The 15,595-nt window shown below is 43.6% G+C and carries 13 protein-coding genes (1 of these 13 only partly in view); all 13 read left to right on the forward strand.

What is annotated here, in order from left to right; translation table 11 throughout:
• The first annotated feature begins 50 nt into the window (after window positions 1-50).
• Entirely contained in the window at window positions 51-320 is a 270-nt protein-coding gene (gene rpsO, locus CTT31_RS04710) for a 30S ribosomal protein S15 (RefSeq protein ID WP_010370825.1), read from the forward strand.
• 224 nt (window positions 321-544) lie between these two features.
• Window positions 545-2,671, forward strand: coding sequence for a polyribonucleotide nucleotidyltransferase (gene pnp / locus CTT31_RS04715; protein WP_010370826.1), 2,127 nt, complete (start codon window positions 545-547; stop codon window positions 2,669-2,671).
• Between the two features lie 209 nt (window positions 2,672-2,880).
• Window positions 2,881-3,768 carry a lipoprotein NlpI gene (nlpI, locus tag CTT31_RS04720; protein WP_010607873.1) on the forward strand — a complete coding sequence of 296 codons (888 nt, stop codon included), beginning with the start codon at window positions 2,881-2,883 and terminating at the stop codon, window positions 3,766-3,768.
• The gene (locus CTT31_RS04725; RefSeq protein WP_260492084.1) at window positions 3,746-4,873 is read left to right on the forward strand and encodes a hypothetical protein; all 1,128 of its coding nucleotides are present in this window, start codon (window positions 3,746-3,748) and stop codon (window positions 4,871-4,873) included. The genes nlpI and CTT31_RS04725 overlap by 23 nt, the downstream gene beginning before the upstream one ends.
• Window positions 4,874-5,076: 203 nt before the next feature.
• Window positions 5,077-7,869: a monovalent cation/H+ antiporter subunit A gene (locus CTT31_RS04730; protein WP_130164624.1), complete on the forward strand. Its 2,793-nt coding sequence runs from the start codon at window positions 5,077-5,079 to the stop codon at window positions 7,867-7,869.
• Entirely contained in the window at window positions 7,869-8,210 is a 342-nt protein-coding gene (locus CTT31_RS04735) for a Na+/H+ antiporter subunit C (RefSeq protein ID WP_010370832.1), read from the forward strand. Before CTT31_RS04730 ends, CTT31_RS04735 begins: the two co-directional genes overlap by 1 nt.
• A complete protein-coding gene (locus tag CTT31_RS04740) occupies window positions 8,207-9,721 on the forward strand; it encodes a monovalent cation/H+ antiporter subunit D (RefSeq protein WP_260492085.1) in 1,515 nt (504 codons plus the stop codon). Before CTT31_RS04735 ends, CTT31_RS04740 begins: the two co-directional genes overlap by 4 nt.
• The gene (locus CTT31_RS04745) at window positions 9,722-10,258 is read left to right on the forward strand and encodes a Na+/H+ antiporter subunit E (protein WP_260492086.1); all 537 of its coding nucleotides are present in this window, start codon (window positions 9,722-9,724) and stop codon (window positions 10,256-10,258) included.
• Complete coding sequence (locus CTT31_RS04750) at window positions 10,252-10,521, forward strand: K+/H+ antiporter subunit F (protein WP_010370838.1); 270 nt, start codon at window positions 10,252-10,254, stop codon at window positions 10,519-10,521. The genes CTT31_RS04745 and CTT31_RS04750 overlap by 7 nt, the downstream gene beginning before the upstream one ends.
• 9 nt (window positions 10,522-10,530) lie before the next feature.
• The gene (locus CTT31_RS04755; protein ID WP_010370840.1) at window positions 10,531-10,857 is read left to right on the forward strand and encodes a Na+/H+ antiporter subunit G; all 327 of its coding nucleotides are present in this window, start codon (window positions 10,531-10,533) and stop codon (window positions 10,855-10,857) included.
• A 216-nt stretch (window positions 10,858-11,073) separates the two neighbouring features.
• Window positions 11,074-13,188: a methyl-accepting chemotaxis protein gene (locus CTT31_RS04760; RefSeq protein ID WP_010607878.1), complete on the forward strand. Its 2,115-nt coding sequence runs from the start codon at window positions 11,074-11,076 to the stop codon at window positions 13,186-13,188.
• 103 nt (window positions 13,189-13,291) lie between these two features.
• Window positions 13,292-15,214: a DNA topoisomerase III gene (locus CTT31_RS04765; protein ID WP_260492087.1), complete on the forward strand. Its 1,923-nt coding sequence runs from the start codon at window positions 13,292-13,294 to the stop codon at window positions 15,212-15,214.
• Between the two features lie 78 nt (window positions 15,215-15,292).
• A protein-coding gene (locus CTT31_RS04770; protein WP_260492088.1) for a tetratricopeptide repeat protein crosses the window boundary here: on the forward strand, window positions 15,293-15,595 show its start. 555 nt of this gene lie beyond the right edge of the window; the window shows 303 of its 858 coding nt (coding positions 1-303); its start codon is at window positions 15,293-15,295; its stop codon lies beyond the right edge, outside the window.

Genomic DNA, 15,595 nt, shown 5'->3' on the forward strand with positions numbered 1-15,595 from the left:
GCTGAATTAGTGATCGGCTGAAGCATTACTAAACTTATTTTGGAGTTATTATGTCACTAAGCAATCAAGAAAAAGCAGAAATCGTAGCAAAGTTCGCACGCGCAGAAGGTGATACAGGTTCACCAGAAGTACAAGTTGCACTTCTAACTGCTGACATCAACAAGCTACAAGGTCACTTCGCTAACCACAAGCAAGATTTCCACTCACGTCGTGGTCTTCTACGTAAAGTTAGCCAACGTCGTAACCTTCTTGACTACCTAAAAGGCAAGAGCGTTGACCGTTATGCTGCACTAATCAAAGAGCTTGGCCTACGTCGCTAATATTTTTGATTTCTTGTTGGAAATTTATCCAACAGTAAAAAAGGGGCTAATTAGCCCCTTTTTTTGTGGCTGTTCTATCAGTATACTTACAGCCGTTTAAAAATACTTTTAAACAAGCGTCAATCGGATTTCCAATTGTAGTGCTTAAGTAAATTATGGTGAGTTTATTTAAGACTGTGATTGGTCCCCGTTGACGTTGAAAACCATTTAGTAAGGAAAATATTGTGCAAGCAATTATTAAAGAATTTCAACTAGGTCAGCACACGGTGACTCTAGAGACAGGTGCTATCGCACGTCAAGCTGACGGCGCAGTACTTGCAAGCATTGGTGATACTTCGGTACTTGTTACTGTTGTAGGAAGAAGAGAAGCGGCTCCTGGTCAAGACTTTTTCCCACTAACGGTTAACTACCAAGAAAAAATGTACGCTGCGGGTCGTATCCCTGGTGGTTTCTTGAAGCGTGAAGGTCGTCCTTCAGACGGTGAAACACTAACCGCTCGTCTAATCGACCGTCCAATTCGTCCTCTATTCCCAGACGGCTTTGTAAACGAAGTTCAGGTTATCGCGACAGTGGTTTCTGTAAACCCTGAGATCCAACCTGATATCGTTGCTTTGATTGGTACTTCAGCAGCACTAGCTATCTCAGGTATTCCATTCAATGGCCCGCTAGGTGCAGCGCGCGTTGGTTTCATCGACGGTCAATACGTACTTAACCCTACGCTAAAAGAGCTAGAGACAAGTAAGCTTGACCTAGTTGTTGCGGGTACTGAAAACGCAGTACTAATGGTTGAATCAGAAGCTGAAGTGTTAACTGAAGAAGAAATGCTTGGCGCTGTTGTATATGGTCACGAGCAATCACAAGCTATCATCAAAGCAATCGAAGAATTCCGTGCTGAAGCTGGTAAAGCTGCATGGGATTGGACAGCACCTGAAAAAGATTTAACACTAGCTGAAAAAGTCGCTGCAATTGCAGAGCAAAAAGTAGGTGATGCTTACCGTATTACTGACAAAGTTGCACGTAAAGAAGCACTTTCTGAAGCAAAAGCAGAAGTCATTGAAAAGCTAGGCGCTGAAGTTGCTGAAGGCGAGTCACTAGACGAGCAAGTGGTAGGTAAAACATTTAGCTCACTTGAGAAGAAAATTGTACGTAGCCGTATCATTGCTGGCGAAAAACGTATCGACGGTCGTGAACCAGATATGGTTCGTGCGCTAGACGTGATGACGGGTGTACTGCCACGTACTCACGGTTCTGCAATCTTTACTCGTGGTGAAACTCAGGCACTTGTAACAGCAACCCTTGGTACTGAGCGTGACGCACAGATGCTAGACGACCTAACTGGTACTCACAAGCATCACTTTATGCTTCACTATAACTTCCCTCCATTCTGTGTGGGTGAAACGGGTTTTGTAGGATCTCCTAAGCGTCGTGAAATCGGCCACGGTAACCTAGCTAAGCGTGGTATTGCGGCAGTAATGCCAACACTGGCTGAATTCCCATATTCAGTACGTGTAGTATCTGAAATCACTGAATCAAACGGTTCATCTTCAATGGCATCAGTATGTGGTACTTCACTTGCGCTAATGAACGCTGGTGTTCCAGTTAAAGCATCAGTTGCTGGTATCGCGATGGGTCTAGTGAAAGAAGGCGAAGATTTCGTTGTACTTTCTGACATCCTTGGTGACGAAGATCACTTAGGTGATATGGACTTCAAAGTAGCGGGTACAGCAAACGGTGTAACTGCACTACAAATGGATATCAAGATTGAAGGTATCACCAAAGAAATCATGCAGATCGCGCTTCGCCAAGCGAAAGCAGCGCGTCTACACATCCTAGGTGTGATGGACCAAGCGATTTCTGCACCTTCTGAAGAGCTATCTGAGTTCGCTCCACGTATCTACACGATGAAGATCCCTGCGAAGAAGATTGCTGAAGTTATCGGTAAAGGTGGTGCAACAATTCGCCAGCTTACTGAAGAAACAGATACAACGATTGAAATTGAAGACGACGGTACTATCAAGATCGCTGCAACGAACGGTAATAGCGCACAAGCTGCTATTTCACGTATCGAAGCGCTTACAGCAGAGCTTGAAGTTGGTACGCTTTACACTGGTAAAGTTATCCGTATCGTAGACTTTGGTGCGTTTGTAAACGTACTTCCTGGTAAAGATGGTCTAGTGCACATCTCACAAATCAGTGAAGAGCGCGTAAATAACGTTTCAGATCACTTAACTGTTGGTCAAGAAGTTAAAGTTAAAGTACTTGAAGTTGACCGCCAAGGCCGTGTTCGCTTAAGTATCAAAGAAGCACAAGAGAAAAAAGCTGAGCAGCCTAAAGAAGAAGGCGCTGAGTAATCTTTGCAATGCTTTGCATAGAATAGAAGTGTAAAGGGGCTGAATAGCCCCTTTTTTTATGCTTTAATGCTGTTTGACTCAAAATGATGAAACAAAACTGAGTTTATCTGGTCAATAGAGAACTAGGCAAAGTTATAGTAAATAATCAGATTGTTGGTATACCTGTGCAAAGACTCTAAACGGGCAAATGCCATTGAATGAGGAAGGAAATGAAGTTAGCGAAAATAGTTGTGCCATTAGTGCTAATGGGGCTGGTAGGATGTAAAAGCACGCAGCCAGAGGCCACTAAAAACATTGTAAATGTTCCGCTTGCAGTACCACTTCAAGCCAATTTCCGTAATGAAATTGCCATTGCTCGATTTAACGAGTTACTCTTGCAGCCGGATATGGCAAATGAGCAACGCGCGCAGCTACTATACAATCGCGGTATGCTGTACGATAGCATTGGTTTGCAAACCCTTGCTCGTATTGACTTCAATCGCGCCGTAAAAATTAAGCCAGATCTCGCTGAAGTATATAACTTCCTAGGTATTCACCAAACGCTAGAGCAAAATTATGGCCGGGCATATGAAATGTTTGATGCTGTGCTAGAGCTCGACGAGCAACATGAATATGCCTATTTAAATCGTGGTATCGCATTGTATTACGGTGAAAGAGCCGATTTAGCTGTAAAAGATTTTGAAGCCTTTTTGGCGCGTGCTCCAAAAGATGCGTACCGTGCTATGTGGCTGTATATTGCTCAGCAGCAAGTAGACGATGCGCTTGCTAAGCAGACATTGGCGGCAAATAGCCAAGCATTAGACCCTGACGAGTGGTCGTCTCAGTTAGTTGCATTGTATTTGGGGACTTTATCTGAAGAAGCATTTCTTGCGCAGATCTCTGAGGGCGTGAGCACCCAAGAAGAGTATGCGCAGCGTCTCTGTGAGGCCTATTTTTATCTGGCTAAGCAATATCAGACGCAAGGGGACTTAGCCTCTGCGATTAGCTATTTTAAGCTCGCATTGGCAACCAATGTATATGAGTTTGTAGAACATAAATACGCCCGTCTTGAGCTTGATTTACTTGCCCAGTTGAATGACGAACAAGACGCGAGCTAAACACCTTTTTATTTTTATGCTTATAGGGCTGCTGTTTTCAAGCAGCCCTAATTATGCACACCTCTCTATCGCGCAAAAATCAGCACTTGTCGTCGCCAATCCAAATAGCTATTTTGCCATTGCACCGGCGCTTGAGGTGTTACCCTCACAAGCAAGTGCACAATTAGTAAAAGCCATTGCAGGCCTAAAGCAACCAAGTTGGGAGTTTGAACGGTTACAGCGCGATTTGAGTGCTCAACAGAAAAATAGCACTAAGCTGCTTTTACTCGATACTTGGTCTCGTTTAAATCGTCAGCAGCGTCAGCAAGTGTCCGAGCAGTTAGTATCACTTGGCCGATATCACTTGCTTTATGCGCTTTCAAAACGCTACGCGTTAAACCCAGAACTCACTTCGTTGCTCGCGGTGTGGCAAGGAAAGCCTGTTACGACATTTTTGAATAATCCCTATTTAAGACAGTTTCACACTCTCTCAGAGCGTCAGCATTCAAGTGCGTCTTGTCAGTTTAATCTTGCATTAATCGCCAGTAATTTAGATGGTTTGCAGCGTTTACAAGTGCTTAAACATGCTTATGAGCAACAACCAGAGCCAGCCAAAGGCGTATATTGTTTATCTAAACCGATATATGCGGCGAACAAACTTAGTTGTAAGAGGCAAAGGGGATTTGCAATGTGCGACTTACGATACGAGCAGGGCTTGTCAAAATACGATCACTTGGTGTTTATGGCAACGGAGGGGCTTGCTAATGTCAGCGGTAAGCACATGACTTTGAGCGCCACCAGCACTTACAACACGCTGGTACACGAGCTTATGCACTTTAGTGGTTTTGAAGATGAATACCCAGTACCAGCTAAAAAAGCAAAATGGCTTTGCGCGACTTCAGGGCAAAAGGCACCAAATCTTTACGTTGGTGACCACGCACCGAACAATTGGGTGCCAAGTCGCACCTGCGAGTTAGGTAAATTTTCTTCATATAAACCCTCGAATAGTCACTCTTTGCTCGAATATCAATCAATTAAGTTAGATGCAAATTACCGTCAAAGGTGGTTAGCAGTACTGAATTCAATACGTTTAGAAGATAAAATAGCGGTTAATTCGGCTGAATAGTTTTGAACTTATTCTGAATAGTTTGTTAAGGTTGGCTAAAATAGCATCAGCTAGAAAGTGAAACTCTAGACAACTCAAACACTAATCAAGTATAACAGGGTTCATGTACGTGTGGTTAATGTGTACCGATCGCTCCAACTTGGAAGGGGGATTGTCACATTAATCTAAACGAGCCATAACGACGCAAATAAAAGGTTTCATCTATGACTTTATTTTGGATACCCTTGCTATCCTTAATTGGCAGTTTTATCTCTGCATTTACGGGAAAGCTTTCTCGTAATCAGTCGACTGCTATAACCTTAGTAGCGCCAGCAGTGGCAATTTTACTTGCTGTTGATCTCGCTCCTGCCGTTTTCGCAGGAGAGACTATTCGGTACACATTTGAATGGGTCCCGCTTCTAGATATTAACATCGCGTTTAGACTGGATGGTCTTGCGTTGCTGTTCGTTTTCATGATCTTGGGCATTGGTATGCTGGTTATCTTCTATGCCAGATACTACCTGAGCCCCAATGATTCCATGCCTAAACTTTATGCTTACTTAATGCTCTTTATGACCGCTATGCTTGGTATTGTTATGTCTAATAACGTATTACAGCTGTGGTTATTCTGGGAGCTTACCAGTATTAGTTCATTTTTACTTATTAGCTATTGGTGGCATAAGTCAGAGGCCCGCAAAGGGGCGAAAATGGCACTTGCTATCACTGGCGGTGGCGGCTTAGCACTGCTCGCTGGCTTGATGTTGATAGGAGATATTGTAGGCAGTTATAACCTTGATGTGATTTTATCGAGTCGTGAGCTTATTCAATCCCATGCATTATATGAAGTGGCGTTAATCCTTGTGCTACTGGGCGCATTTACCAAGTCCGCGCAATTTCCATTCCATTTCTGGTTACCGCACGCGATGGCTGCACCAACGCCTGTAAGTGCGTACTTACACTCTGCGACTATGGTGAAAGCTGGAATATTCTTACTGGCGCGCTTTTATCCTGCGCTGGCGGGTACAGAGCTGTGGTTTATTCTCGTTGGCCTAACAGGCTTAGCGACGCTGCTCGTTGGCGCCTATATCGCGTTATTTAAACATGATCTAAAAGGTCTGCTGGCGTTTTCAACGATCAGTCATTTAGGCCTTATTACTTTATTACTTGGTCTGGATACTGAGCTTGCGACTGTCGCGGCGGTTTTCCATATTATTAACCACGCAACGTTTAAGGCCTCTTTATTCATGGCGACGGGGATCATCGACCATGAAACGGGCACTCGTGATATGCGTAAACTTAACGGCATGTGGCGTTTTATGCCCTATACCGCAACGCTTGCGATGGTTGCCGCTTCTGCGATGGCTGGGGTGCCGCTACTTAATGGTTTCTTGTCTAAAGAAATGTTCTTTGCCGAGACGCTACACCAGCAACTTCTGGGCTCTATGTCATGGTTGATTCCAATTTTGGCGACAATCGCCGGTGCATTCTCTGTTGCGTATTCGGCGCGATTTATTCATGACGTATTCTTCAACGGAGATCCAATTGATTTACCCAAGGAGCCACATGAAGCGCCACGCTATATGCGTTTTCCAATCGAAATCTTGGTCGCTTTATGTTTGATAGTCGGCATGTTCCCTAACTTTATCGTTGATGGCATGTTAAAAACAGCATCAAGTGCGGTATTAGGAGAGGCTGCGCCAACCTTTGAGGTTGCTATTTGGCATGGCTTTAACTTACCACTGCTTATGAGTGGCCTTGCGGTATGTGGTGGTTTATTAATTTATACTCAGCGCAAATATCTATTCCAATTCCAAGCTTCATTACCGCCAATGAACGCTAAGAAAACGTTTGAACGCACTATGTACAACATTGTGTCTTGGAGTCGCGCGCGCGTAAACGCAATAGAAAATGGTTCGTTACAGCGTTATCTGATGCTGATGTTTATCGTTGTGCTGGTGAGTGCTGGCTGGCCATTGTTTGAAATGTCACAGTTAGTGGGTAATTTAGAGCCGACGCCAATTGATGTACATAACGGTATCGGAGCTGGCTTATTAATGATTGGGGCAATTGGTACGGTTATCTGGCATCGTACTCGTATGGTTGCACTGCTGATGATTTCGGTTGTGGGTCTTATGGTGTCGGTTGCCTTTACGCGCTTCTCAGCACCGGATCTGGCGCTTACTCAGTTAACGGTAGAAGTAGTAACCATTATTCTGTTGATGCTTGCGTTATTCTTCTTACCGCAAAGAACGCCGAAGGAATCTAGTTCTATCCGCGTACTCCGTGATATGGGTATTGCTTCAGCAATTGGTGTGATCATCGGAAGCATCAGTTACGCCTTGATCACAAGGCCATTGGATAGTATTTCTGAGTTCTTTATTGCAAACGCCAAAGTTGGCGGTGGCGGGACCAATGTCGTTAACGTTATCTTAGTGGATTTCCGTGGTTTTGATACGCTAGGTGAAATTACCGTGCTGGGTATTGCGGCGCTCGGTATTTATAAGTTGCTGATCAACTTACCACTATTTATGCCTGGCAGTGACAGTGAAGGCAGACCTTGGGCGAAAGAGAGATATCCGCTATTACTGGCAAGTATTTCGCAAAGCTTATTGCCTTTGGCATTGCTGGTCTCGGTTTATATTTTCTTGCGCGGCCACAATCTACCAGGTGGTGGATTTATCGCGGGCCTAATCACGGCGATAGCCTTTATTTTACAATACATTGCTCATGGTTCGAATTGGATTGCAGAGCGCTTTGATGTCAATTACCGCAAGATTATCGCAACGGGTATCGCTATTTCTCTAGCAACCGGTGTGGGAAGTTGGTTCTTTGGCAAACCATTCTTAACCTCATGGTTTGATTATTTTGATATCCCATTGGTAGGTAAAACTGAGTTGGCAAGTGCCATCGCATTCGACCTTGGTGTTTATATCACCGTGGTAGGTGCAACGCTGATGATTTTGGCGAGCCTAGGTAAAGTAACGGCAAATGCGCCCAAAGAAGAGGTGAATATTTAATGGAATTGCTTTATGCATCGTGTGTGGGCTTGCTAGTAGCCTGTGGCGTATTTTTGATTCTACGAGCAAGAACGTTCCCAGTTGTTCTTGGTTTAACTATGTTGTCTTATGCGGTCAACTTGTTTTTGTTCGCATCGGGTAGATTGACCTTAAACAAAGCAGCAGTGCTTGGTTATAGCAGTGAGTATGCAGATCCACTGCCGCAAGCCTTGGTATTGACGGCAATTGTTATCGGATTCGCGATGACTGCATTTGTCGTGATCTTAGCTATTCGCGGTCGTTCTGATTTGGGTAATGACCATGTAAATGGCATTGTTCCTGACAAAAAGGGTAAAGCATGATCCAACATTTGACTTCTTTACCTATTTTATTACCTATGTTGGCAGGGGTGATCCTGCTGATGCCACCGTGTGGTAAAAACGTAGCGATTAGGCGTAAAGTATCGGTACTTATGTCGCTGATCACGTTTGCAGTTTGTGCCTCACTTTTACTATATGTTCAGCAGTCTGGCATTCAGGTTTATGCGATTGGTAACTGGCAAGCACCATTTGGTATTGTGTTAGTTGCTGATCAACTTTCTACTCTGTTAGTCAGCTTAACCGCGTTGTTGTGTTTTGTGTGTTCGCTGTATAGCTGTGCCGGAGACGACGAACGAGGAAGTTTCTTCCACCCGTTACTGCACTTTTTGGTGATGGGGGTAAACGGCGCCTTCTTAACTGGTGACGCGTTCAACTTATTTGTATTCTTTGAGATTTTGTTGATAGCGTCTTATGCGCTGTTAATGCATGGCGGTGATAAGCACAATACTCGTGCTTCACTGCAATACGTGATCCTAAATCTAGTGGGTTCGTCGGTATTTTTGATTGCATTAGGTATCTTGTACGGTGTGCTTGGTACTCTGAATATGGCGGATATGGCATATAAGATCACCTTCTTACAAGGAGATGATGTTTATCTTGCTAAGATTGGCGGCTTATTGTTATTGGTTGTATTTGCGCTAAAAGGCGCCTTGCTACCGCTTCATCTATGGCTGCCAAACACCTATGCAACCGCGTTACCTGTTGTTGCGGCTTTATTCGCAATCATGACTAAAGTGGGTGTGTATTCCATGATGCGTGTATACACGCTGATTTTTGGTGACCAAGCTGGTGAATTAAGTCATATGGCACAAGAGTGGCTATGGTGGCTCGCTCTGGCGACTATCGTCATGGGTGGGATCGGCGTACTTGCTAGTCAAGATTTGCGTAAGCTGTCTGCAAATTTAGTGGTGGTGTCCGTTGGTACCCTAGTGGCATTAGTCGCCGTACAAACGGTAAATAGCAGCGCTGCAGCCATTTACTATTTAGTGCACTCGACATTAGTGTCTGCAGCTTTGTTCTTACTCGCTGATTTAGTGGGGAAACAAAGGGGTAAAGTCGCTGATAGGATCACCGCGGGTCGTCCAGTAGTTCAACCTATGTTACTTGGCATCATGTTTGCGATTGCGGCAATCACTGTGATTGGTATGCCGCCGTTATCAGGCTTTATTGGCAAAGTATGGATCTTAAAGTCGACCATCGAATCGAGTCACACGTATTGGTTTTGGGCGGTATATTTATTAGTAAGTTTGGCGGTATTAGTCAGTGTCTCAAAAGCGGGTAGCACTGTGTTTTGGCATCATACGGGTAAAGTCGATACACAATCGGCAGAAAAAGCGCATCCTGCCCAAATTATCGCAATTCTTACCTTGATAACTTGTGCGCCGTTAATGGTGATTTTTGCCGGTCCATTGACTGATTACGCATTGTCGGCAGCCGACTCTTTGCACGACTTTTCTAGCATGACGAATGCTGTGTTAAAAGGAGCGAAATAGATGCGTTTAGAAGCAAGATTTAAATGGCTACCAACTCCATTTCGCAGCTTACTGCTATTTACTGTATGGTTATTGCTGAATAATAGTGTGTCAGCTGGGCATATTATTCTCGCGACTATTCTATCGATTGTGATCCCGCTGATTACCTATCGGTTTAGAACTAAGCAGCCACTGATCATTAAGCCATGGCGTGCGTTTACTCATTTGTTGTTGGTGCTTTACGATATCATTACCGCCAACGTTGAGGTTGCGATAAAGATCTTAGGACCAACGAAGAAATTACGCCCCGGTTTCGTGTTGGTGCCGCTCGATATAGATCAAGCTATGCCAATCACTATTTTAGCCAGCACGGTATCTTTAACTCCTGGCACCGTAAGTGCTGAGGTATACCCTTGGCCTGAGTCTGTAAAAAGTGGCGAAAAACCAGAACGTAAATACTTATTGATCCACGTGTTAGATCTTACGGATGAGCAAGCGTTGATTGATACTATTAAATCTCGTTATGAAGCGCCATTGAAGGAGATTTTTGAATGCTAGAAACTGTAATTCTTATTGTCTTTGCGATGATAGGTGTATCACTTTTGCTAAATCTTTGGCGTTTGGTTGTTGGACCTTCAATTCCAGATAGAATTTTAGCGCTCGATACCATGTACATAAATACCATTGCGCTTATTATTCTTTACGGAATGAGTATGGGAACTGCATTGTACTTTGAAGCCGCATTATTAATAGCAATGCTTGGTTTTGTAAGTACGGTTGCGGTATGTAAGTATTTGCTACGCGGCGACATCATAGAATAGGAGAGCGATATGTCGGAATGGATAATTTCCATTTTATTACTGTTAGGTGGTGCGTTTGTATTGATAGGCTCTATTGGTCTTGTGAAAATGCCTGACTTTTTTATGCGTCTCCACGGTCCTACAAAGGCCACAACGCTTGGAATGGCGTGCTTATTGACCTCGGCAATGGTGTATTTTAGTACCACGACTGATGGTGTGAGTGTAAAGGAAATCTTGATTTCAATATTTTTGCTGCTCACTGCCCCTATTTCTGGATATATGCTGATTAAGTCAGCAATACATCACCGCTTGCCGAGTAATGAAAAGACGACAGGCAAAGACAAGATAAAAAAATAGTGCTTCGGCGCTATTTTTTTACCCATCACTTTATAATTTATTCCCTAAATAATCCCACTCAAGCATCATAAATTTCAGTACGTTATTAAATTTTTTGCTACAGTTAAAAAAGACTTCATAGTCGCCGATAAAAATAGGGGTCACTCGTTTTATCAAGTTGATGATGAACGTGCAGTGCAATTTGTTTGCATACTAAGTCTAAAAACTGGGAATGTTATGAAACAAGCTTCGATTAAAAACAAACTCTTATTCTTTGTAACAGCATTAGTAACGAGTTTGGTTGTTATATTAGTGACAACAATGTGGTTTCACCTTGCAGCAGAAAATACCAAGCAAAGTGAAGGGGTCCAACAAGCGATTTATGATGAAATATCCCAAGGTCTTATCGCTAAAGGCAATCAATATGGGCAACGTGTGGCTGGCTTTATCAATGAAGCCTATCGTGTTCCTTATACTTTGGCGGGTGTACTATCTCATACCGCCGAGCAGGATCCTCTGAGCCGTGAACAAGTGCAAGAAATTGTCAATGGTGCGCTAAAGCAAAATCGCTTTGTGTCTTCTATGTATGCACAGTTTGAACCGAATGGTTACGATGGCAATGATGCCAGTAATCAAGGAGGTTCGAGTCACTCTGTGCCGGGCGCTGGTACCTTAGAGCTCTACTTTACTCAAGAAGCCAATGGTCCGATGCAACAAAAAGTTGAGTCGGCAGAAGAAAAATATGCCGATGCAATCAATGAGTTTGGCCTACGAGAAGCCGAGTGGTATCTGTGCGCAAAAGATAAAGTAGCGCCGTGTATCATGGAGCCCTATTTATATGAAATTTCTCCGGGCAACAAAATGCTGATGACCTCATTGACCACACCAGTCGTGGTCAATCGTCAATTTAGAGGCTTAGTGGGCGTGGATGTAAATTTGCCGATTTTCCAAACCATGGTCGACGAGCTCTCAAACTCGCTTTACTCAGGAGCCGCTAAGGTAACCTTGTTAAGTGAGTTGGGTCTTGTTGTGGGTTCTAGTCACTACAAGAATTTAGCCCGCCCACTTGCTGAGTCGACAAAGTCAGATAGGGCTGAGGTGTTAAAATCGCTGCACACAGGTTCTGGGATTAAAGAGCTTGGTGAAGACTTAGTCGTAGCGGTACCGATTAAAATTGCGTTACCAAACACCACTTGGTCTCTAGTAATCGAACTACCTAAGGCAATTGCACTTAGTTCTGCTACAACGCTGCAAAGTCAGCTGGAGGAGTCGACAAACTCCGTTGGTCGCTGGATGCTCATTATCGGTATTGTTATTGCTGTTATTGGCATTGCCATTGCGGTGGTATTAGTGAACACAATTATCGGCCCGCTTACGCATATTCAGGAGCGGGTAGAGAACTTAGCTTCTAGCGAAGGCGATTTAACGCATGAACTAGAAGTGAGTCATCATGCTGAGTTGATTGCCTTGGCACATGGCTTTAACCGCTTTACTGATAAACTACGAAAGATGATTGATGACCTCAAAGGTCTTGCTGAATCTTCCTACGAGCAGTCGCATCGAACAACAGAAGCCGCGATAAACATCAAAAACAAAGTCGCTAATCAGCACTTAGAAATAGATAGCGTAGTTACTGCAATTAACGAACTCAGTGCAACTGCTTCAGAGGTGGCTCGGGCATCGGAAAAAGCGGCTGCAAGTACGAATCAGGCCGCAGATCAAGTTCAGCAAAGCGAACAAAGCATCATTAAAACGACCGAAACGGTGCAATCAATGGCGGATCAAGTTATTGATGCGAAACAAGCGGTCGTGAAGGTATCTGAGCGCAGTGATGATATTTCCAAAATACTAGAAGTGATCAGAGCCATTGCAGAACAAACTAATTTACTGGCCTTAAACGCAGCAATTGAAGCGGCAAGGGCGGGGGAGCAAGGGCGCGGCTTTGCGGTTGTTGCCGACGAAGTTCGAGCTTTGGCGTCAAAAACACAAGCATCGACGGACGACATTAGTAAACTAATAGATAACCTACAGAGTGAAGTCGCGAACTCAGGCCGGATCATTGAGAGCTCTGTGCAGCTAGGTGAAGACGCAGTGAGTTATTGCCAAGAATCGGCTAGGTTAATGAGTACGCTAGTTGCTGAGCTGACAAGCATTTCTAACGAAGTAACACAAATTGCTACGGCTGCGGAAGAGCAAAGTATGGTTACCGAAGAAATTAATACGAATACGACGGGCATTTCAGATGCCGCTGCTGAGCTTTCGAAGTTCGCAGATGAAGTAGAGCAAGCAGCCAGTTCAATGACGCTGATAGTCGAACAAAAACACAAGCAACTTAACTTATTAAGAACGTAAGTTTGTTGGTTTGCAAAGAGACTGGAGACAGTCTCTTTGCAGCTATGGTGTTTTTCGTCAAAATTCACTATGATAACTGTATCTATATACAGTTAAGCTAATCATGAAACTCTATATCGCAGAAAAACCCTCTTTAGGCCGAGCAATCGCCGATGTCTTACCAAAACCACATAAAAAACAAGATGGTTATATAGAAGTCGCGAATGGTGATGTGGTTTCTTGGTGTATAGGTCACCTGTTGGAACAAGCAGAACCTGAAGACTACGACGTCAAATACAAAAAATGGCAGTTTCATGATCTACCAATCGTGCCGACTCAATGGCAGTTCAAAGCAAAGCCAAAAACAAAAAAGCAGCTTAGCACTTTAAAAAAGTTACTCACAAAAGCCGATGAAATCTACCATGCTGGAGATCCTGATAGAGAAGGGCAATTGCTCGTGGACGAAGTATTTCAATTTGTAAACTTGCCTGAACGGAAAAGAGCAACGATCCGGCGCTTGTTGATCAGTGATTTGAACCCACAAGCTGTGAAAAAGGCATTGGCTTCGACACGTTCTAATCAAGAATTTGTTCCTTTAAGTGTATCTGCACTTGCAAGAGCTAGAGCGGATTGGCTATTTGGGATGAATTTAACCAGAGCATTTACGTTGGCTGGGCAAAAAGCGGGAGTGAATACCGTTTTGTCGGTTGGCAGAGTGCAAACTCCGGTACTTGGTTTGGTTGTTAGGAGGGATCTAGAAATAGAGAACTTTGTATCTAAACCATTTTATGAGGTGATTGCACACATCAATAAACCAAATTGGGGTGTTTTTGAAGCTAAGTGGGTACCAAGTGAAGCATGTAAGCCCTATATGGACGAAGATGGGCGTGTTCTGGTTAAAGCCTTAGCCGAAAACGTTGCGGATCGGATCAGTCAAAAGCAAGCAACAATAAATAAGGTTGAAACGAAACCAAAAAAGATAAACCCGCCGTTACCCTATAACCTTTCTTCTTTACAGATTGACGCAAATAAGCGCTACGGTTTATCAGCTCAGCAAGTGTTGGATATTTGTCAGGCACTCTATGAGAAACATAAACTGATCACTTACCCGAGATCAGATAACCGTTATCTACCACAAGAACACTTTGTTGAAAGAGAGCAAGTCATTGCGGCTGCTAATCACAATCAGGGAATAGACAGTAAGTTTATTAAGTTAGCAGATATGAATCTAAAAGGAGCGTGTTGGAATGATAAAAAGGTAGAAGCGCATCACGCCATCATTCCAACCACTAAAAAGCTCCGCAGTGCTCAGCTTGGGCATAGAGAGTTGCAGGTCTATCAACTTATCTCTGTACAGTATCTTGCGCAATTCTTTCATCCCTACCGCTACAATGAAACTAAAGTGGAGTTGGAGATTAGTGGTGGTCAATTCAAAGCACAAGCGAAGCAAATGACAGATCAAGGATTCAAGATACTGTTTAAAGGTCATGAGGTAGAAAAAGAAAGCCTATTGCCGAAGTTACAGGTGGGAGAGCAACTTTTATGCGAGAAAGGTGAAGTTAAAGAAAAGCAAACCCAGCCGCCAAAGCATTACACTGAAGCCACCTTATTAGGTGCAATGACAGGTATTGCACGGTTTGTTTCCGATCAATCTATCAAAAAGGTATTGAAAGACACTGATGGGCTTGGCACTGAGGCGACGCGGGCCGGAATTATTGAGCTTTTGTTTAGACGGCAGTTTCTTAGACGAGAAGGTAAGACGATATATTCTACGGCGCTGGGAAAAGCATTTATTCAAACCCTACCTGAATCACTTTCATTACCAGACAGGACTGCGCTCTGGGAGTCATTGCTCGGAAAGATCGCTAATAAGGAAACGTCGTATAATCAATTTATGCAACCGCTTTGTGATGAGTTAGGTGGATTTATTGACAGCGCTCAGTCTATCAATACGAATGAACTGAAAGGTGTTCCTGTACCTGCATTTAAAAAACGTGGGGCAAGAAAGGGGAAATTTACCCGAAAGAGAAAGCCAAGCTCTGCATAATTGTTTTCTTGGCTTGGTTGTAAATTCAGATAGTGTCACTATATCAACCATATTAATTACTCAGACAGAAAATAGAATATGAGCAATACAATCCAACTAACCCCTGAAAACATTCAGCAAGTAATAACTGATCCAAATCCAGAGAAAGTGTTATTGCTGACCTTTTATAGCAATCAAAATCCTGAATGTGTTCAGCAAGACCAAATATTGGAGAGGATAGCGGCAGCTTATAGTGAGCATATAACCATAGGCGTTATTGATTGTGATGTCCAACAAGCTCTGGCATCTCAACTCGCTCAGCAAATTGGTTTACAAGCTTTGCCAACGATTGTGATTTTAAAAGGTGGTGCGCCAGTAGATATGCTGGCAGGGGCAAAAACA

The sequence above is a fragment of the Pseudoalteromonas maricaloris genome, assembly GCF_024746855.1.
GTDB lineage: Bacteria > Pseudomonadota > Gammaproteobacteria > Enterobacterales > Alteromonadaceae > Pseudoalteromonas > Pseudoalteromonas maricaloris.